The following is a 17,905-nucleotide window of genomic DNA, read 5'->3' on the forward strand; positions in this document are numbered from 1 at the left end:
TTTTGTGGCTACGCGGTCGGGGCGGGGGGGGGGGGGGGGGCCGGGGGGGGGGGGGGGGGGGGGGCGCCCCGGGGGGGGGGGGGGGGGGGGGGGGGGGGGGGGGGCCCCCCCACCCCGTTCTGGCGCCGGTCGGCCAGGGGAACGGCCAGGGGAACGGCCTGGGACGCTGAAAGCAGGTGCCTGCTCCCGTGTGGGCCGGGGCCGCTGCCCACGCGCTCACGCGCTACGGCCATCCCGGCCCGACACCGCCCGAGGCGGGCAGGGCACGGGTTGCGGACCGGGTCGGGCGGACCGGGCCACCGGCCCGCGGACGGCGTTGTCAGTGGTCGCCGGTAGGTTCTGGGAGTGAGAACGCGATGCACACCGGAGGTTGTTGACGTGGTGACCGACATGCTGCCCGAATCCTGGCGCGGGGTCCTCGGCGAGGAGTTGGAGAAGCCCTATTTCAAGGAGCTCACCGACTTCGTCGAGCAGGAACGGGCGGCCGGGCCGGTCTACCCGCCCCGCGAGCAGGTCTTCGCGGCACTGGAGGCGACGCCTTACGACCAGGTGAAGGTGCTCATCCTGGGCCAGGACCCGTACCACGGCGCGGGCCAGGGGCACGGCCTGTGTTTCTCCGTGCAGCCCGGTGTCAAGACACCGCCGTCGCTGCGGAACATCTACAAGGAGATGAAGGAAGAGCTGGGCCACCCGGTTCCGGACAACGGATATCTGATGCCCTGGGCCCGGCAGGGAGTGCTGCTGCTGAACGCCGTCCTCACGGTCCGCGAGGCCGAGCCCAATTCGCACAAGGGCAAGGGATGGGAGAAGGTCACCGACGCGGTCATCCGTGCCGTGGCCTCCCGGCCCGACCCGGCGGTCTTCGTGCTCTGGGGGAATTACGCCAAGAAGAAGCTGCCGCTGATCGACGAGGAGCGGCATGCGGTGGTGCAGGGTGCGCACCCCTCCCCGCTGTCGGCGAAGAAGTTCTTCGGCTCCCGCCCCTTCACCCAGATCGATGCGGCGGTCGCCGCACAGGGGCATACCCCGATCGACTGGCGGATCCCTGACCTGGGCTGAGCCGCCGGCCCTTCCGGCCGACCATGGCGGGGGAGCCCCACCACCCGGTGCGTCGCGCACACCGCGCGCAGGTCCCTTCCGGCGGTTAGCGTCGGGGGAACGGCAGTGGCCGTGGTGAGCGGATACGGAGTGCACGGTGGTGGACAAGCGGCGGGAGGCGACGCCCGAGGACGGGGTGCTGACCCGGATCGGCCAGGCGATCATGTTGCATCGCGCGGGCGACCGGGAGGAGGCACGCAACCGTCTCTCGGCGCTGTGGCACGAGATCGGGCCGCAGGGAGACGCCTTCCACCGCTGCACTCTCGCCCACTACATGGCCGACACCCAGGACGACCCCAGGGACGAACTCGACTGGGACCTCAGAGCCCTGGAGGCCGCCGAGGGCTTTGTCACCGAACGGCCCGGGAACACCGCCGCGCCGGAAGAGCCGAAGGTGGCCGACGGCCCCGGTCCCCGCCACCCCCTCGTCGCCCTCCGGGCGTTCTTCCCCTCGCTGCATCTCAACATCGCGGCCGACTACGCCGCCCTGGACCGGCCTGCCGATGCGCGGGCGCAGCTACGGCGCGCCCGGGCCTCGGTCAACGCCCTCGCCGACGGCGAATACCGCCAGGGGCTGCGGGACGCCATCGACCGGCTGCAGCTGCGACTCGACGGCACCGCGGGCCACACCCTGTAAGGCCGTCACCTCCCGGTTTGCCCCGGATCTGATGCTGCGGGCCCTGGACGAAACCGCCGACCGACGGCCGCCGGCCGGCACGTATGCTTCCGGCACGCGAGGCACCAGGGCCGCGGCACAACCCAAGGAGCGCGAGTGAAGGTCGGCTGCATCGGACTCGGCGACATCGCCCAGAAGGCGTACCTCCCCGTACTGGGCACACAACCCGGGCTCGAACTGCATCTGCACACCCGCACCCCGGCCACCCTCGAACGCGTCGGCGCCGCTCACCGGCTGACCGGGGCGCAGCTCCACGGCGACCTGGACTCGCTGCTCGCCACCGGCCTGGACGCGGCCTTCGTGCACGCCGCCACCGCCGCCCATCCCGAGATCGTGAACCGGCTGATCGAGGCAGGGGTGCCGACCTATGTCGACAAGCCGCTCTCCTACGAACTCGCCACGTCCCAGCGCCTCGTCGCGCTGGCCGAAGACCGCGGGGTGGGACTCGCCGTCGGCTTCAACCGCCGTTTCGCTCCCGCCTACGCCCAGTGCCGCGAGCACGCCCGCGATCTGATCCTGATGCAGAAGAACCGGATCGGACTGCCCGAGGATCCGCGCACGCTCGTGCTGGACGACTTCATCCACGTCGTGGACACCCTGCGGTTCCTCGCCCCCGGCGAGATCGACCACATCGATGTGCGTGCCCGGATCCGTGACGGGCTGATGCAGCATGTGGTGCTGCAGCTCTCCGGAGACGGCTTCACCGCCCTCGGCACGATGAACCGCCTGAGCGGATCCACCGAGGAGATCCTGGACGTTTCCGGACAGGACACCAAGCGTCAGGTCGTCAATCTCGCCGAGGTCATCGACCACAAGGGGCAGCCGAGCATCCGGCGCCGTGGCGACTGGGTGCCGGTCGCCCGGCAGCGCGGTATCGAGCAGATCGTCCTGGCGTTCCTGGACGACGTACGGGCCGGCCGGCAGCCGTCCGCCGAGGACGCCCTGCGCACCCATGAACTGTGCGAACGGGTGATCACCGACGCCCTCGCCCAGTCCGCCTGCTGAGCGCCCGCAGTCCCGCGTACCCGCCGGCCAGCACCAGCGCACCCATCGCCCCGTACACCGCCCAGTCACCGAACCGGGTGTACGGGCTGGTGCCCGCGGCCAGGGGCAGATCGTAGACGGCCGCAGCACTGCGGTCGGTGCCGAGCCGTTCGCCGAGCTGCTCACCCCGGGGGCCGTACACCGCACTGATGCCGGTGAGCGTGGCGTGCACCATGGGCCGCCAGGTCTCCGCGGCACGCAGCGCGGCCAGTGACGCATGCTGGGCGGGCGCCCAGCTGTTCTGGAAGGTCGAGGTCGCGGACTGGGCGACCAGTACGCGTGCGCCGTCGCGCGCCAGATGGCGGCTCAGGTCGGGAAAGGCGGTCTCGAAGCACACCAGCGGACCGATGCGCAGTCCGCCCGCGGCGGCGACCGGCATCACCACCTGGCCGGTGCCGCGCAGCCGGTCGCTGGGGGCCGCCTTGCCCACCCGCGTCGCCCAGCCCAGCACGGACCGGAACGGTATGTACTCGCCGAAGGGCACCAGCCGCATCTTGGCGTAGCGGTCCCCGGTGGGTCCGTCCGGACCGATCAGGACCGCGCTCTTGGAGATGCCCGGCCGTTCGGCGTGCGCGGAGTCGGCGTTGATCAGCAGCTCGGCGCCGGTCCGCCGGGAGAGGGCGGCGAGGCGGGCGGCGAGCGCCGGGTGGTCCGCCGGGTCCGTGTAGAGGCTGCTCTCGCCCCAGACGATCAGGCGCACCCCGCGGCCCGCCAGCGACCGGGTCAGGACCTCGCTGCGGGCCAGGCGGGCCGCGGGGGTGCCGGTCCGGTTCGGCTGGACGACCGCGACCCGCACCGTGCCGGTGATGCGGGGGACCGGCGCCCAGAACCAGGCCACGGTGACCGCCAGTGCGCACACCAGCAGCCCGGCGACAGCGGGCAGCCGTGCCGCCGGGCGGGCGACCAGCTCGGCCACCGCCGTGTTCACCGCCACCACCAGCAGGCTCACCAGCCACACCCCGCCGATCGACGCCAGCCGCAGCGCGGGCGGCAGCTGCCACTGACTGGCGCCCAGCAGCCCCCAGGGGCCGCCCAAGTACTCCCAGGAACGGACCAGTTCGACCATCAGCCAGCCCGACGGCACCAGCACCAGCGCGGCGGCACACCGTCCGCCCGCCGCCCGCCGCTGTCCTTCGGCCAAGGCTTCCCCGGGCTTCGTCCGCGCGGGCCCCTCGCGCGGACGCCCGCGCGCCGGGGCCGCGTCACCCAGCAGCACACGCACCAGCACCCCCCAGGGCGCCCAGAGCGCACCGAGCAGCAGGGCGAGCACGAGGATGAAGACGTGCAGGCTCGGCAGCAGCCAGTGGTGGACGGCCAGGATGAAGCCGGTGCCGCCCAGCCAGCCGTCCAGCGCCGCCCGCCGGCGGGTCGGTGCCGACCGCACCAGCAGCAGCCAGGGCACCAGCGCGACATACGCCAGCCACCACCACGACGGCGCGGGGAAGATGAGGACCGGCACCGCCCCGGCGAGCGCGGCGGCCGCCCCCCGGACCCAGGGGGAGCCGAGCCACCGCGCCGGACGGCCTGGCGGTGTGTCCATGCGGCCTCCCTGGATACGGCCCGCCCGGTGCCGGTCTGGGCCGGCCGGACGGCCAGTGTGCGCGGCGGGGCCGGCCGGGGAAAGGGGGGTCGCCGCAACGGCCGAACCGGGGGGCGACGCCCGGCGTGGGCGGTCACTCACCGTCGGCCCATACCTCACGCCATTTCTCATGGACGACGACGCCGGTCAGCCGCCAGCCGTCGGCGGTGCGCCGGGCGGTGAACTCATAGCGGCCGGCGCAGGTGTAATTGGGGGCGGTCGGGCCGCCCCCGCCCTCCGTCGCGGGGCCGGCGAGCCGCATCGGGTTGAGGTAGTCGGCCTGGACCGTGGCGGTGTCCCCGGGGGAGCCGTCCGGGCGGGCGAGGGTGATGCGGCGATTGACGATCAGGTGCTGCCGGATGACGAAGTGCTGCAGCATCTCGCCGAGCCAGGCAGCGATCTCGTCCACGCCGCCCTCGATGCCGCCCGCGGAGCGGTAGTCGGCCCGGCCGTCCGGGGTGAACAGAGCTCGGTAGCCGGGCCAGTCACCGTCGTCCACGGCGATGGCGTACCCGGTGATCAGATCGTCGAGGGCGAGGCGGTCCATGACAGTGGAGTGTTCCGCGCGCTGCGTCATCACCTCAGTTTTCGGCATCCGGAAGGCCCCCGCCAAGAGGCGGGGGCCGTCCGGCGCGGCGTCAGTTCACCAGCGCCGACTCCGGCACGGCATCCGGGCCGGAATCCGCCCGCCGGGCCTCCTCGGCGGGCTCCGGCCGCTCCTCCGAGTCGGTGAACTGCGTCCGGTACAGCTCCGCATAGCGCCCGTCCGCGGCCAGCAGCGTCTCGTGCGTCCCGCGCTCGACGATCCGTCCGCCCTCGACGACCAGGATCAGATCCGCGGCCCGGACGGTCGACAGCCGGTGGGCGATGACCAGTGCGGTACGGCCGTCAAGGGCCTCCGTGAGTGCTTCCTGCACCGCCGCCTCGGAGGTGTTGTCCAGATGGGCGGTGGCCTCGTCCAGGATCACCACCCGGGGGTGGGCGAGCAGCAGCCGGGCGATGGTCAGCCGCTGCCGTTCGCCGCCCGAGAGGCGGTAGCCCCGCTCGCCGACGACGGTGTCCAGCCCGTCGGGGAGCCCGGCGATCAGGTCCTCCAGACGCGCCCGGCGCAGCGCGTCCCACAGCTCCTCCTCGGTGGCCTCCGGCCTGGCCAGCAGCAGGTTCGCGCGGATCGTGTCGTGGAAGAGGTGCCCGTCCTGGGTGACCATCCCCAGGACGTCGCGCAGCGAGGCGGCGGTCAGCTCGCGGACGTCCACGCCGGACAGCCGGACGGCGCCGGAGTCGGTGTCGTACAGGCGGGGCAGCAGCTGGGCCACGGTCGACTTGCCGGCGCCCGAGGAGCCGACCAGGGCGACCATCTGGCCGGGTTCGGCACGGAAGGAGATGCCGTGCAGGACCTCCTCGCCGCCCCGGGTGTCGAGGGTGGCGACCTCCTCCAGCGAGGCCAGCGAGACCTTGTCGGCGGACGGGTAGCCGAAGCGGACGGAGTCGAACTCCACGGACACCGGGCCCTCGGGGACCGTGCGGGCATCCGGCCTCTCGGAGATCAGCGGCTTGAGGTCCAGCACCTCGAAGACCCGCTCGAAGCTGACCAGCGCGCTCATCACTTCGATATGGGCGCCGGACAGCGCGGTCAGCGGGGCGTAGAGCCGGGTGAGCAGCAGGGCCAGCGAGACGATCGCGCCGGGCTCCAGCTGTCCGCGCAGCGCGAGGTACCCGCCCAGGCCGTAGACGACGGCCAGGGCCAGGGCGGAGACCAGGGTGAGCGCGGTGACGAAGTACGTCTGGACCATGGCCGAGCGGACCCCGATATCGCGCACCCGGCGGGCCCGGGTGGCGAATTCGGCGGACTCCCGGGCCGGGCGGCCCATCAGCTTGACGAGGGTGGCGCCCGGCGCGGAGAACCGCTCCGTCATCTGGGTGCCCATCGCCGCATTGTGGTCGGCGCCCTCCCGGCGCAGATCCGCCAGCCGCCGGCCGACCCGGCGGGCGGGCAGCACGAACACCGGCAGCAGCACCAGCGCGATCAGGGTGATCTGCCAGGACAGACCGAGCATCACCACGAGCGTGAGCAGCAGCGTCACGACATTGCTGACGACCCCGGACAGCGTGTCGCTGAAGGCCCGCTGGGCGCCGATCACATCGTTGTTCAGGCGGCTGACCAGCGCTCCGGTGCGGGTACGGGTGAAGAAAGCGACGGGCATCCGCTGGACGTGGTCGTACACGGTCGTCCGCAGATCCAGGATCAGCCCCTCTCCGATGCTTGCCGACAGCCAGCGGGTCACCAGCCCCAGGCCCGCCTCGGCGACCGCGATCACGGCGATCAGCCCGGAGAGTCTGACGACGAGGGACGCCGAGTCGCCGCCCACGATCGCGTCCACCACCCGCCCGGCCAGCAGCGGGGTGGCCACCGCGAGCATCGCGGTCACCGTGCTCAGTACGAGGAACCACAGCAGGCGGCGGCGGTGCGGCCGGGCGAAGGCCGTGATGCGGCGCAGGGTGCCGCGGGAGAAGCGGCGCCTGCCCTGCTGCGCGGTCATCGTGCTGTGCAGCGCATGCCAGGCGGTGACTTCCATGTCCATGGGGTGGGCCTCCGGTGTGCCGGGTCGTCACGGGATCGCCGTGTGTGACCGGCGACTACAAGGAACCTATGACCTCAACCAATATTGAGGTCAAGCGATTCCGGTGACCTCACCCGCCCGGCGCGCCGGAAGGGGCCCGGCGGCGGCTCAGGCGTCGAACCCGTCCCGGAGCGGACGCTCCCAGTTCATGGGCCGGCCGGCGCCGTCCGGGCAGGTCACGGTCAGCCGGATGCCCGGCCGGCCGTCGCGGAGCGGGGCGGTGACATCCACGGCGATCTCCACACGGGCCGGCTGTGGCGGTGCCGGGGCGGTCACTGCCGCCAGCGCCTCGCGGAGTGCGGCCAGCAGCTCACGGGCGCTCTTGTCGTCGACCCGGGTGTCGACCGGTCCGGTGAACCGGACCGAGGGCCGGGTGCCGAGCGCCACGGTGGCCGCGCCGGCCTCCCGCAGCACGCGGGTGCGCAGCCGGGGAGGGGCCTCGGGCGGTCCCTGTTGCAGCGCGATGATGGCAGTTCTGATCTCCTGGATCGTGGCGTCCAGCTCGTCGACCGCCTGGCCCACTGCCTCCTGCACCTCCGGCACCAGCGCCTTGCGCCGGGCGGTCTCCAGCAGCATCCCGGTGGCGAACAGCCGCTGGATGACGAGATCGTGCAGATCGCGGGCGATCCGGTCGCGGTCCTCGAAGACGGCCAACCGCTCGCGGTCCCGGTGCCGGTCGGCCAGCACGAGCGCCACCGCGGCCTGCGCGGCGAACTGTGTCCCCAGGGTCCGTTCGGTGTGGCTGAAGCGGCGGTCGCCGGACATCCGGCACAGCGCCAGGGCTCCCAGCACCCGCCCGCTGCTGCGCAGTGGCAGCAGCATCGTCGGGCCGTAGTGCCGCGATATCGGGGAGATCGAGCGCGGGTCGTCGGCGAAGTCGTCGGAGAAGACCGCGAGCCCGGCGTATATCTGGTGGACGACCGGACTCCGGGGCGGAATCCTGCCGCGGTACGCCTCGGTCCGTACGGCCTCGGACAGCACGGTGGAGATCGCCACGACCTCCATCCCGCCCTCGGCGTGCGGCAGCAGGACCGCTCCGGTCGCGGCCTCGGCCAGCTCCCGGCCCTTCTCCGCGACGACCGTGAGGGCGTGGGTGGTCGTCGAGCCGGTCTCGGGCCCGGCCAGCAGCGCCGTGGTGATGGATGCCGCGCCGTCGATCCAGCGTCGGCGCTGCCGGGCGGCGGAGTGCAGCCGGGCATTGGTCAGGGCGATACCGGCCTCGGTGGCCAGTACCCGCACCAGGTGCAGATCCGCGTCGCTGAACTCCTCGCCGTGGCCCTTCCCCGCGACGTACAGCGTGCCGAACAGCTCCTCCTGCACCTGGATGGGCACCTGTAGGAAGCTTCCGGCGGGCGGCTCGCCGTCGGGAGGCGCGCCGTGGGTGACCGGCTCGCCGGGCCCTTCGCCGTCCGCGTCGCGGAGGCCGACGGCGGCGTGGCGCGCACCGGTGAGGGAGGCGGCGGTCTCGGCGATACGGCCCAGGGCGCGGCCCAGGTCGTGGTCGGAGCCGACGGCCGCCATCGCCTCCAGCAGCTGCGGAAACCGGGAGACCGGCCCACCGGCGAACTCGCGCAGGCTCTGCGCGGTGCGGTCGGGGAGATCTCCCGCGGGATCCGACGGCTTCAGGACACACCTCTCACTTTCGGGCGGTCCGGACAGTGTAATTCGCCCGAAAGAGTGTTATTGGGGCTCCCGGGGTGCGTACTCGGGTGGGGTGCCGGAGAGGCGTTCGGTGGGCCGGTCACCTGGGTGGCGGCGCCGCGGAGCCCCGGGGCCGACCGCCCCCGCGGCCTGGCGGCGCCCGCCGCCCGGGCCCGTGATCACCTATCTCGGCCACGCCCGCAAGGGGCGACTTTGAGACAACCTGAAGCTCAGGCGTACGCCGGGACTTTGAGGGCGCGGCCCGCGGGTAAGCCGTAGACAACTACGGGCACAGCAGCAGAAACACAGGGACACAGACGACACACCGCCGCACTACCGACGACCCGGAGACGGGCCGACCCGCCCGGATCGCGCCGGGCGCCCCCCACACCTTCCGAACATCTCCGCCGCAGACGCGTGGCCATATCCCGCGCCTCGGCACGAAAGTGGGCCGGGCCGATGGATACAGGTCAGTACTACCCGAGACTCGTGGGACCCAGCAGCGCCGCGGGCGGCACGACCGTGCTGGAGCTCCGCGGTGAGCTGGACATCCTCGCCGTGTCGGTGCTGTCCGACCGGCTGGACGAGATCACCGGTACACAGGGCACCGACCTCGTGGTCGACGTCCGCGCGGTCACGTTCATCGACTGCGCCGGACTGTCCCTGCTGAGCCGCGCCCGCTACCGGACGCGGCAGCGCGGCGGCCGGCTGCGGCTGACCGGCGTCTGTGGCGGCGGGAGCGTCGCCCGGTTGCTGCGGATGACCGGGCTGACCGGCAGCTTCGAGATCCTGTCCGACGAGACCGGCGACGACGACGGGGGCGGAGCCGCCGGATCATCCGGTTCACCCGGATCGACCGCGGTCACGGCCACGGTCACGGACGCCGCGGGCACGGCCGTCGCCTGACCCGCCCCTCGCCTCGGCCCTCGCCTGCCCCCCTCGCCCCGGCCGTCGCCCGACTCGCCCCAGCCGTTCCGCCGTCGCCCGTATGCCACGCGGCCGCCCGGCCCTTGCGCCGCGCCGCGCCGACGGACCGCACCCCGCCCACGGCCCGGCGGCGCGGTACGGGACTCAGGCCGGCAGAGCCGCCTCGATGGCGGTGACCAGTTCCTCGGCCTCCGGCTCGGTGCGCGGCCGGAAACGGCCCGCGACCCGGCCCTGGGGATCGATCAGGAACTTCTCGAAGTTCCACTGGACGTCACCGGCCGCCCCTTCGGCGTCCTCGGTGCCGGTCAGCGCCGTGTACAGCGGGTGCCGGTCCGCGCCGTTGACGTCGGTCTTCTCGAACAGCGGAAAGCTCACGCCGTACGTCGCCGAGCAGAAGGTGGCGATCTCCTCGGCGGTGCCGGGCTCCTGGCCCGCGAACTGGTTGCTGGGAAAGCCCAGCACACTGAAGCCACGGTCCGCGTAGCGCTGCTGCAGCCGCTCCAGACCGGAATACTGCGGGGTCAGCCCGCACTTGGACGCCACATTCACCACCAGCAGGGCCTGGCCCCGGTAGTCGGCGAGTGAAGCGGGCTCACCGGTCAGGGTGCGCAGGGGGATGTCGTACAGGCTCACGGGCATGCTCCTCGTCACGGGTCCGCGGATACGGACGTCCATCATCCGTCCCCACCGCGCCGCCCGTCCCGATCTTCCCCGGATCGTCGACCGGCCAGGAAACGACCGGCCTGATCGCCCCCGCGCGCCACTCCTTGAGCAGCTGGTCGAAGATCGGCGTCTCCTCCGCGGCCGGGCGGCGCGCCTGCGGGGCGGGAGGTGGCAGGGCCGGCGGCTGGTGGGGGAGGGAGATGCGCTGAAAGGGGTGCGGGGCGGGCTTCTTGGCGTCCATGCCCGGACTCAACCGGAAATCGGCCCCCGAGTTGCGGGACGCGGCCGGGGCGGTCCCGAGATGCCCCTGCGGTGGTGACGGGCAGAAGATACGTTCGCGCGTGACGGAGGGGCCGGTGGATGTCCCACCGGCCCCTCCGTCAACGACAGTCTCGTCCGTCACCCCACCCGGCCGTTGTTCGCACGGGGCGCGGGTGTGCCGGGCGGGTCAGCTCCGGCACAGCAGCGCCGCAAGGACCTCCCGCAGCGCCGCCTCGGGGTCGGCCACCCGTCCCTCGGCCCGCCATGCCACGAAGCCGTCGGGGCGCACCAGCACCGCACCTTCGGGTGTCGTGCCGTGCTTCTCGGCCCAGTCGGCGCCGTCCTCGGGAGCCAGGTCGTCGTTCGGCCCGGTGCCGATCATGTAGCAGTCCAGCCCGAGGGAGAACTCCTCGTTGGCGCCCTTGACCGCGGTGCGCCACATCTCGCCGTCGGTACCGGTCAGCAGGACGAAGGACTTCTCGTACAGATCGAGGGTCGAGCGCCGCTCGGTGCCGGCCCGCAGCCACATGTGCGGGGCGCGGGTGCCCGGTTCGCCCGTGAGCCGCATCTGGTCGGGTACCACCGGCAGCGCGGGGTCGGCGCCGACGACCGCGCCCCGCGGATAGCAGTACCCCAGGGCGACGGTGAGCACCCCGCGCTGCCGGCCGCCGCTCGCGCCGGGAGCCGGCGCGTACCCCGGGTGGCTGTGCTCGGCCGAGCGCGCCGAGGCGCGGGCGCTGGTCTCCCGCGCCACCGGCTGCCGCTCCGCCTCGTAGGTCGCCAGCAGCTCGGGGCCCGCCGCGCCGTTGAGCACGGTGGCGAGCTTCCAGGCGAGGTTGTGGGCGTCCTGGATGCCGGTGTTGGAGCCGAACGCCCCGGTGGGGGACATCTCGTGGGCCGAGTCGCCGGCGAGGAAGACCCGGCCGGCGGCGTACCGCTCGGCGACCCGCTCGGCGGCGTGCCAGGGGGCCTTGCCGGTGATCTCAATCTCCATGCCCGGTACGCCCGTTGCCCGGCGGATGTGGTCGATGCACCGCTCGTCGGTGAAGTCCTCCAGGGTCTCGCCCGTGTCGGGGTGCCAGGGGGCGTGGAAGACCCAGTCCGCCTTGTTGTCGACCGGCAGCAGGGCGCCGTCGGCCTCGGGGTGGGTCAAGTAGCAGGCGATGAAGCGGCGGTCGCCCACGACCTCGGCGAGCTGCGGCGCGCGGAAGGTGATGCTCACGTTGTGGAACAGGTCGCCGGGCCCCGTCTGGCCGATGCCCAGCCGCTCGCGGACCGGGCTGCGGGGCCCGTCGGCGGCGATCAGGTAGTCCGCGTGCACGGTGGTGAGCTCGCCGGTCTCCCGGTTCTTCAGCGTCGCCCGCACCCCTTGCGCGTCCTGTTCGAAGGAGCTCAGTTCGGTGGAGAACCGCAGGTCACCGCCGTGCTCGCGGGCACAGCGCACCAGGACGGGCTCCAGGTCGTTCTGGCTGCACAGGCACCAGGCGGACGGGCTGATGCGGGCCAGGCCGCCGCCCGGGTCGATCTCCTTGAACAGCCACTCCTGGTCGTCGCCGGTGAGCGAACGGGCCTGCAGGATTCCGTGGTTGTCGGCCAGGACCGACGCGGCCTCGCGGATGGGCTGCTCCGCACCGGCCACCCGGAACAGCTCCATGGTGCGGACGTTGTTGCCCCGCCCGCGGGGATGGCGGGAGGTGTCCGCGTGCTTCTCGACCAGCAGATGTCTGATACCCAGGCGTCCCAGGAACAGCGACGCGGACAGGCCGACCAGGGACCCGCCCACGACGAGTACCGGAACCCGGTCTTCGACGGTGGGATTCATTGCGTGCTCCAGCTCCAGGGACGCTTACGGCAGATGGAGCACGAATGCCCGGCTCAGGACCTGTTCGATCACGGTTCACCTGCATGGCTCACACATCTCGCGCCACCCGTGGGTCGCGGCGACGATCGAATCCGGGACGCCCCCCGCGTCATTCGGAGCGGCCGTCCCCACCATCCGGCTCAGTCCCCCGGATCGCACCGGAACTGACGACGCACCACTGGGGCCATCGGGCCCCGAAGGAGATGCGTAGACGATGACAACGCTGTCGGAACGAATATCCCAGTCGGCCTTCGACGGCTCCCGGCTGAGGGTCGTGCTGCTCCTGGACCTCCACGACGGAGCCCAGCAGGACTTCCTCGAAGCCTACGAGCACCTGCGCAACCAGGTCGCGTCCGTCCCCGGACACATCACCGACCAGCTGTGCCAGTCCATCGAGAACCCCTCCCAGTGGCTCATCACCAGTGAATGGGAGAGCGCACCGCCGTTCCTGGCCTGGGTCAACAGCGAGGAACACGTCAAGATGGTCCAGCCGCTGCACGGCTGTGTCCGTGACACCCGGTCGCTGCGCTTCAGCGTCCTGCGCGAGACCTCGAACGTCGCCCGCCTCGCGCCCGAGCCTCCCAAGGGCCGCCTGCAGGCCAACCCCCGCGTCGGCGACGGGGTGGTCCGGCACGCGCTGACCTTCACCGTGAAGCCGGGCAGCGAATCGATGGTCGCGGACATCCTCGCCGGGTACACCTCCCCGGAGGCCCGGGTCGACGACACCACCCGGCTCCGCCGCACCTCCCTCTTCATGCACGGCAACCGCGTCGTGCGTGCGGTCGAGGTGCAGGGCGACCTCGTCGCCGCGCTGCGGCACATCTCCCAGCAGCCCGAGGTCCGGGCCGTCGAGGAGGCCATCAACCCCTATCTGGAGCAGGACCGCGACCTGAGCGATCCGAACTCCGCCCGGGTGTTCTTCACCCGCGCCGCGCTGCCCGCGGTGCACCACGTCGCCTCGGGCGGACAGCAGCCCGACGGCATCAGGCGGCATGCGCTTTTCTACCCTGCCAAGGAAGGGTGCGGCATGACGCTGGCCCAGATGCTCGCCCGCCAGGACGAGCTGGCCGCGGACGATCCCTCCTGCCCCATCGCCGGCAGCACCATCTTCCAGCGTGACGACGTGGTCGTCCGCCTCATCGATCTCCGGATCCCGATCGAGAGCGATCCCGTGCTCGCGCTCGGCGTGCGCGGTCCGCGCAAGACGGCCGTGCTGCGGCGTCTGCTCGACACCGAGGTGGCCGGCGGTCTGTCCAACGACCGGGAGCTCGCACATTTCCTGGAGCGCGCCGACATGGCCCTCATCACGGACCGCCGGGCACCGGGCGCCTGAACGGGCCCGGCCGCAGCAGGTCTCTTCCCTCATTCACCCCCGGCCCCAGCCCCTGGAGGAAGCAGCCATGACCACGTACCGCCCACGCATCGTGGACCTCAGCGAGACCCAGCCCAACCGCCGGCGCGGAGGTGATCTGCGCGCCATGCTGACACCCAGCGCGGTGGGCGCCACGAGCGGCTTCATGGGCATGGCACTCGTGCAGCCCGGCGAGCGCATCGGTGAGCACTACCACCCCTATTCCGAGGAGTTCGTGTACGTCGTCCAAGGCGCGCTCGAAGTGGACCTCGACGGGGAACCGCACCCGCTCCGCCCTGACCAGGGGCTGCTGATCCCCCCGTACATGCGGCACCGCTTCCGCAATGTCGGCGACGTGGAGGCCCGGATGGTCTTCCACCTCGGCCCGCTGGCCCCGCGCCCGGAGCTAGGCCACGTCGACACCGAGGGCACGGAAGAGAGCACACCGGCCGCACCACCGGAACGCACGGAGCCGGTGTCATGACCCGCCGAGTGGCGGTCACCGGCGTCGGGATCGTCGCTCCGGGCGGCGTGGGTGTGCCCGCCTTCTGGGACCTGCTGTCCGCAGGCCGCACGGCGACCCGTGGCATCACCCTCTTCGACCCGGAGGGGTTCCGCTCGCGTATCGCCGCCGAGTGCGACTTCGATCCCGCGGCCCACGGTCTGAGCGAGGAGCAGGTGGCCCGCTCCGACCGGTACGTCCAGTTCGCGATGGTCGCCGCCGACGAGGCGCTGCGCAGCGCCGGCCTGGACACGGAGGCCGAGGACCCCTGGCGCATCGGGGTGTCCCTGGGCACCGCGGTCGGCGGCACCACCCGCCTGGAACACGACTATGTCGCCGTCAGCAACCACGGTGAACGGTGGGATGTCGACCACCGGCCGGCCGGCCGCTATCTGGAGCGGGCGTTCTCTCCCAGTTCGCTCGCCTCCGCGGTGGCGGAACGGATCGGGGCCCACGGCCCGGTGCAGACCGTCTCCACGGGCTGCACCTCCGGCCTCGACGCCATCGGGTACGCCTTCCACTCGATCGAGGAGGGCCGGGTCGATGTGTGCATCGCCGGCGCATCCGACTCGCCGATCTCCCCGATCACCGTGGCCTGCTTCGACGCGATCAAGGCGACGTCCGCGAACAACGACGACCCCGCCCATGCCTCCAAGCCGTTCGACGCCCACCGCGACGGATTCGTGATGGGGGAGGGCGGCGCCGTCCTCGTCCTGGAGGAGCTGGAACACGCCCGCGCCCGGGGTGCGACGATCCACTGCGAGATCCGCGGCTACGCCACCTTCGGCAACGCGTACCACATGACCGGTCTCACCCAGGAAGGCCTGGAAATGGCCGAGGCGATCAACCGGGCCCTGGGAGACGCCAGGATCGACGCCACCCAGGTCGACTACGTCAACGCGCACGGCTCGGGCACCCAGCAGAACGACCGGCACGAGACGGCCGCGGTCAAGCGGTCGCTCGGCGAACACGCCCGCAAGATCCCGATGAGTTCCATCAAATCCATGGTCGGCCACTCGCTCGGGGCCATCGGTGCGATCGAGATCGTGGCCTGTGTGCTGGCACTCACCCATCAAGTGGTGCCGCCCACGGCCAACTACGAGACTCCGGACCCGGAGTGCGACCTCGACTACGTGCCCAAGACCGCACGGGAGCTGCCGCTGCGTTCGGTGCTCTCGGTCGGCAGCGGCTTCGGTGGATTCCAGTCAGCGGTGGTACTGACCCGACAGGGTGGGAGGGCATCATGAGCTCCCCGGAAACACGTCGTTCCGTCGTCACCGGCATCGGTGTCATCGCCCCCAACGGGGTGAGCACCGAGACCTTCTGGAAGGCGACGGTCGAGGGCATCAGCGTCCTCGACCGCGTCACCCGTGAGGGATGTGAGCATCTTCCGCTCAAGGTCGCGGGCGAGGTCCGCGGCTTTGACCCGGCGGATCTGATCGAGGAGCGCTACCTCGTCCAGACCGACCGGTTCACTCACTTCGCCATGGCGGCGGCCAACCTCGCGCTGGACGACGCCCGGCTCGGCCGTGCCGACTACAACGACTCACCCTTCGCGGTGGGCGTCGTCACGGCCGCCGGATCCGGTGGCGGCGAGTTCGGCCAGCGGGAGCTGCAACGGCTCTGGGGCCAGGGTTCCCGCCACGTCGGCCCGTACCAGTCGATCGCCTGGTTCTACGCGGCGAGCACCGGACAGATCTCCATCCGCGGCGGCTTCAAGGGGCCGTGCGGAGTCGTGGCCAGCGACGAGGCGGGCGGACTGGACGCCCTGGCACATGCCGGACGCACCATCCGGCGCGGCACCGATGCCGTCGTCGTGGGTGCCGCCGAGGCACCTCTGGCCCCCTACTCGGTCGTCTGCCAGCTCGGCTACGACGATCTGAGCAAGCTCGACGACCCGGCCCGCGCCTACCGGCCGTTCACCAGCGGCGCCTGCGGATTCGTGCCCGCCGAGGGCGGCGCGATGCTGATCGTCGAGGAAGAGGCGGCGGCCGTCAGCCGTGGGGCGAGCGTCCGGGCCCTGCTGGCCGGGCACGCCGCGACCTTCACCGGAGCCTCCCTGTGGGAGGAGTCCCGGGACGGGCTCGCGCATGCGATCCGCGGCGCACTGGCGGATGCGCGGTGCGCCCCGGAGGAGATCGATGTGGTGTTCGCGGATGCGCTCGGCGTTCCCGCGGCCGACCGGGCCGAGGCGCTGGCGATCGCGGACGCCCTGGGCCGGCACGCCTCGCAGGTCCCGGTGACCGCACCCAAGACCGGCACCGGCCGGGCGTACTGCGGCGCCCCTGTTCTGGACACCGCGGCCGCGGTGCTCTCCATGGAACAGGGCGTCGTGCCGCCCACCCCCAACGTCGTCGATGTCTGCCACGACCTTGACGTGGTGACCGGCCGGGCCCGTCCCGCCGAGTTGCGGACGGCGCTGGTGCTGAGCCGGGGGCTGATGGGCTCGAACGCGGCAATGGTGCTGCGGAAGGGCTCCCCGTCCCCCTCGTGAGAAGGAGAACCGCACATGAACGCTCAACTGACGCTCAATGAGCTGGCCGCGCTGATGAAGTCCGCCGCCGGGCTCACCGTCGACCCCAAGGAGCTGGCGAACCGGCCCGACGCGACGTTCACCGAGTTCGGCCTGGACTCGCTCGGCCTCCTCGGCATCGTCGGCGAGCTGGAGAACCGGCAGGGCCGGCCGATGCCGACCGACGCGGAGCGCTGCAAGACGCCGCGCGACTTCCTCGCCCTCGTCAACGCCGCCCAAACCGTCCCCACCGTCCAAGAGAACGTGTCTACGACAGGAGCCTGACATGTCCGGCCACACCGAGAACGACATCACCATCGCGGCGCCGCTCGACCTCGTCTGGGACATCACCAACGACATCGAGAACTGGCCGCAGCTGTTCAGCGAGTACGCCTCGGTCGAGGTGCTGTCCAAGGAGGGCGACAAGACCACCTTCCGGCTGACAATGCACCCGGACGACAACGGCACGGTCTGGAGCTGGGTCTCCGAGCGCGTCGTCGACCGCCGGAACCGCACCGTGCGCGCCCGCCGGGTCGAGACCGGCCCGTTCGCGCACATGGACATCCACTGGAAGTACGCCGAGATCCCCGGCGGCACCTCCATGCACTGGACCCAGGACTTCGCGATGAAGCCCGACGCCCCGGTCGACGACAAGGGCATGACCGAGCTCATCAACCGCAACTCCCGGATCCAGATGGAGCTCATCCGCGACCGCATCGAGCAGCGGGACCGCGAGCTCCGGTCCACCACCGTCAGCTGAAGGACCGCCAGGCCGCGTGCGGACCGCCGCTTGGCGGCAATGAAGGGATCTTCCCGATGCATCACGCTCTGATCGTCGCTCGTATGGCGCCCGGTTCGGCTCCGGACATCGCCGAGGTCTTCCAGGCCTCCGACCGTACGGAACTGCCGCATCTGGTCGGCGTCTCGCGACGGACCCTCTTCCAGTTCGGTGACGTGTATCTGCACCTCATCGAATCCGACCGGCCGCCCGGCCCCGAGATCGCCAAGGTGACGGAACACCCCGAGTTCCGCGCCGTCAGCGACAAGCTGTCCGCCTTCGTCAGCGCGTACGACCCCGAGACCTGGCGAAGCCCCAAGGACGCGATGGCCCAGCAGTTCTACAGCTGGCAGCGCGACGGCAGCGGCTGACGCGTACGCGGAGCCGAGGC

General features: G+C 72.0%; 18 protein-coding genes. 11 read left to right on the forward strand and 7 right to left on the reverse strand.

Going from position 1 to position 17,905, the window contains the following annotated elements; all coding sequences use genetic code 11:
* Window positions 1–390: 390 nt before the first annotated feature.
* The 3 genes from ACGFR7_RS19230 (at window position 391) to ACGFR7_RS19240 (ending at window position 2,779) form a co-directional block, all read left to right on the forward strand.
* Complete coding sequence (locus ACGFR7_RS19230) at window positions 391–1,059, forward strand: uracil-DNA glycosylase (RefSeq protein ID WP_393320998.1); 669 nt, start codon at window positions 391–393, stop codon at window positions 1,057–1,059.
* Window positions 1,060–1,198: 139 nt separating this feature from the next.
* Window positions 1,199–1,735, forward strand: a complete 537-nt coding sequence (locus ACGFR7_RS19235) for a hypothetical protein (RefSeq protein ID WP_393321001.1) — start codon at window positions 1,199–1,201, stop codon at window positions 1,733–1,735.
* Window positions 1,736–1,870: 135 nt separating this feature from the next.
* Complete coding sequence (locus tag ACGFR7_RS19240; RefSeq protein ID WP_393320306.1) at window positions 1,871–2,779, forward strand: Gfo/Idh/MocA family protein; 909 nt, start codon at window positions 1,871–1,873, stop codon at window positions 2,777–2,779.
* Here the strand turns inward: ACGFR7_RS19240 and lnt are convergent.
* The 4 genes from lnt to ACGFR7_RS19260 form a co-directional block, all read right to left on the reverse strand.
* Window positions 2,748–4,358 carry an apolipoprotein N-acyltransferase gene (lnt, locus tag ACGFR7_RS19245; protein ID WP_393320309.1) on the reverse strand — a complete coding sequence of 537 codons (1,611 nt, stop codon included), beginning with the start codon at window positions 4,356–4,358 and terminating at the stop codon, window positions 2,748–2,750. The genes ACGFR7_RS19240 and lnt overlap by 32 nt on opposite strands.
* Before the next feature lie 133 nt (window positions 4,359–4,491).
* Window positions 4,492–4,974, reverse strand: a complete 483-nt coding sequence (locus tag ACGFR7_RS19250) for a nuclear transport factor 2 family protein (protein WP_393320312.1) — start codon at window positions 4,972–4,974, stop codon at window positions 4,492–4,494.
* A 61-nt stretch (window positions 4,975–5,035) separates the two neighbouring features.
* Complete coding sequence (locus ACGFR7_RS19255) at window positions 5,036–6,979, reverse strand: ABC transporter ATP-binding protein (RefSeq protein WP_393320315.1); 1,944 nt, start codon at window positions 6,977–6,979, stop codon at window positions 5,036–5,038.
* A 147-nt stretch (window positions 6,980–7,126) separates the two neighbouring features.
* The gene (locus tag ACGFR7_RS19260) at window positions 7,127–8,539 is read right to left on the reverse strand and encodes a GAF domain-containing protein (protein ID WP_393320318.1); all 1,413 of its coding nucleotides are present in this window, start codon (window positions 8,537–8,539) and stop codon (window positions 7,127–7,129) included.
* A 609-nt stretch (window positions 8,540–9,148) separates the two neighbouring features.
* Between ACGFR7_RS19260 and ACGFR7_RS19265 the strand changes: the two genes are divergently transcribed.
* Window positions 9,149–9,565, forward strand: coding sequence for an STAS domain-containing protein (locus tag ACGFR7_RS19265; RefSeq protein WP_393320321.1), 417 nt, complete (start codon window positions 9,149–9,151; stop codon window positions 9,563–9,565).
* A gap of 165 nt (window positions 9,566–9,730) precedes the next feature.
* Here ACGFR7_RS19265 and ACGFR7_RS19270 read toward each other — a convergent pair whose 3' ends face one another.
* The 3 genes from ACGFR7_RS19270 to ACGFR7_RS19280 form a co-directional block, all read right to left on the reverse strand.
* Window positions 9,731–10,219 carry a glutathione peroxidase gene (locus ACGFR7_RS19270; RefSeq protein WP_350249423.1) on the reverse strand — a complete coding sequence of 163 codons (489 nt, stop codon included), beginning with the start codon at window positions 10,217–10,219 and terminating at the stop codon, window positions 9,731–9,733.
* On the reverse strand, window positions 10,179–10,490 hold the full coding sequence (locus ACGFR7_RS19275) for a hypothetical protein (RefSeq protein WP_393320325.1): 312 nt from the start codon (window positions 10,488–10,490) through the stop codon (window positions 10,179–10,181). The genes ACGFR7_RS19270 and ACGFR7_RS19275 overlap by 41 nt, the downstream gene beginning before the upstream one ends.
* A 207-nt stretch (window positions 10,491–10,697) precedes the next feature.
* Window positions 10,698–12,332 (reverse strand): FAD-dependent oxidoreductase, encoded by a 1,635-nt coding sequence (locus tag ACGFR7_RS19280; protein ID WP_393320328.1) that lies wholly within the window; start codon window positions 12,330–12,332, stop codon window positions 10,698–10,700.
* A gap of 253 nt (window positions 12,333–12,585) precedes the next feature.
* Between ACGFR7_RS19280 and ACGFR7_RS19285 the strand changes: the two genes are divergently transcribed.
* From ACGFR7_RS19285 to ACGFR7_RS19315, 7 genes are all read left to right on the forward strand, one after another.
* Window positions 12,586–13,704, forward strand: coding sequence for a SchA/CurD-like domain-containing protein (locus ACGFR7_RS19285; RefSeq protein ID WP_393320331.1), 1,119 nt, complete (start codon window positions 12,586–12,588; stop codon window positions 13,702–13,704).
* Between the two features lie 67 nt (window positions 13,705–13,771).
* Window positions 13,772–14,206, forward strand: coding sequence for a cupin domain-containing protein (locus tag ACGFR7_RS19290; protein ID WP_088796354.1), 435 nt, complete (start codon window positions 13,772–13,774; stop codon window positions 14,204–14,206).
* Window positions 14,203–15,471: a beta-ketoacyl-[acyl-carrier-protein] synthase family protein gene (locus ACGFR7_RS19295; protein WP_393320334.1), complete on the forward strand. Its 1,269-nt coding sequence runs from the start codon at window positions 14,203–14,205 to the stop codon at window positions 15,469–15,471. The genes ACGFR7_RS19290 and ACGFR7_RS19295 overlap by 4 nt, the downstream gene beginning before the upstream one ends.
* Window positions 15,468–16,718 carry a ketosynthase chain-length factor gene (locus tag ACGFR7_RS19300; RefSeq protein WP_393320337.1) on the forward strand — a complete coding sequence of 417 codons (1,251 nt, stop codon included), beginning with the start codon at window positions 15,468–15,470 and terminating at the stop codon, window positions 16,716–16,718. The genes ACGFR7_RS19295 and ACGFR7_RS19300 overlap by 4 nt, the downstream gene beginning before the upstream one ends.
* A gap of 15 nt (window positions 16,719–16,733) precedes the next feature.
* Entirely contained in the window at window positions 16,734–17,021 is a 288-nt protein-coding gene (locus tag ACGFR7_RS19305; RefSeq protein ID WP_393320340.1) for an acyl carrier protein, read from the forward strand.
* Between the two features lies 1 nt (window position 17,022).
* Window positions 17,023–17,496 (forward strand): SRPBCC family protein, encoded by a 474-nt coding sequence (locus tag ACGFR7_RS19310; protein ID WP_393320343.1) that lies wholly within the window; start codon window positions 17,023–17,025, stop codon window positions 17,494–17,496.
* Window positions 17,497–17,552: 56 nt separating this feature from the next.
* Window positions 17,553–17,885 (forward strand): TcmI family type II polyketide cyclase, encoded by a 333-nt coding sequence (locus ACGFR7_RS19315; RefSeq protein WP_159478707.1) that lies wholly within the window; start codon window positions 17,553–17,555, stop codon window positions 17,883–17,885.
* Window positions 17,886–17,905 lie beyond the last annotated feature (20 nt).

Origin of the sequence: Streptomyces sp. NPDC048516, assembly GCF_043199875.1 — a bacterium.
Lineage (GTDB): Bacteria > Actinomycetota > Actinomycetes > Streptomycetales > Streptomycetaceae > Streptomyces.

What these genes read in the sequence shown, in the direction of transcription:
- ACGFR7_RS19230 (WP_393320998.1), top strand. Translation starts at nt 391, where the DNA reads ATGCTGCCCGAATCCTGGCGCGGGGTCCTCGGCGAGGAGTTGGAGAAG.
- lnt (WP_393320309.1), bottom strand. Translation starts at nt 4,358, where the DNA reads ATGGACACACCGCCAGGCCGTCCGGCGCGGTGGCTCGGCTCCCCCTGG.
- ACGFR7_RS19250 (WP_393320312.1), bottom strand. Translation starts at nt 4,974, where the DNA reads ATGACGCAGCGCGCGGAACACTCCACTGTCATGGACCGCCTCGCCCTC.
- ACGFR7_RS19255 (WP_393320315.1), bottom strand. Translation starts at nt 6,979, where the DNA reads ATGGACATGGAAGTCACCGCCTGGCATGCGCTGCACAGCACGATGACC.
- ACGFR7_RS19260 (WP_393320318.1), bottom strand. Translation starts at nt 8,539, where the DNA reads ATGGCGGCCGTCGGCTCCGACCACGACCTGGGCCGCGCCCTGGGCCGT.
- ACGFR7_RS19275 (WP_393320325.1), bottom strand. Translation starts at nt 10,490, where the DNA reads ATGGACGCCAAGAAGCCCGCCCCGCACCCCTTTCAGCGCATCTCCCTC.
- ACGFR7_RS19280 (WP_393320328.1), bottom strand. Translation starts at nt 12,332, where the DNA reads ATGAATCCCACCGTCGAAGACCGGGTTCCGGTACTCGTCGTGGGCGGG.
- ACGFR7_RS19285 (WP_393320331.1), top strand. Translation starts at nt 12,586, where the DNA reads ATGACAACGCTGTCGGAACGAATATCCCAGTCGGCCTTCGACGGCTCC.
- ACGFR7_RS19290 (WP_088796354.1), top strand. Translation starts at nt 13,772, where the DNA reads ATGACCACGTACCGCCCACGCATCGTGGACCTCAGCGAGACCCAGCCC.
- ACGFR7_RS19295 (WP_393320334.1), top strand. Translation starts at nt 14,203, where the DNA reads ATGACCCGCCGAGTGGCGGTCACCGGCGTCGGGATCGTCGCTCCGGGC.
- ACGFR7_RS19300 (WP_393320337.1), top strand. Translation starts at nt 15,468, where the DNA reads ATGAGCTCCCCGGAAACACGTCGTTCCGTCGTCACCGGCATCGGTGTC.
- ACGFR7_RS19305 (WP_393320340.1), top strand. Translation starts at nt 16,734, where the DNA reads ATGAACGCTCAACTGACGCTCAATGAGCTGGCCGCGCTGATGAAGTCC.
- ACGFR7_RS19310 (WP_393320343.1), top strand. Translation starts at nt 17,023, where the DNA reads ATGTCCGGCCACACCGAGAACGACATCACCATCGCGGCGCCGCTCGAC.
- ACGFR7_RS19315 (WP_159478707.1), top strand. Translation starts at nt 17,553, where the DNA reads ATGCATCACGCTCTGATCGTCGCTCGTATGGCGCCCGGTTCGGCTCCG.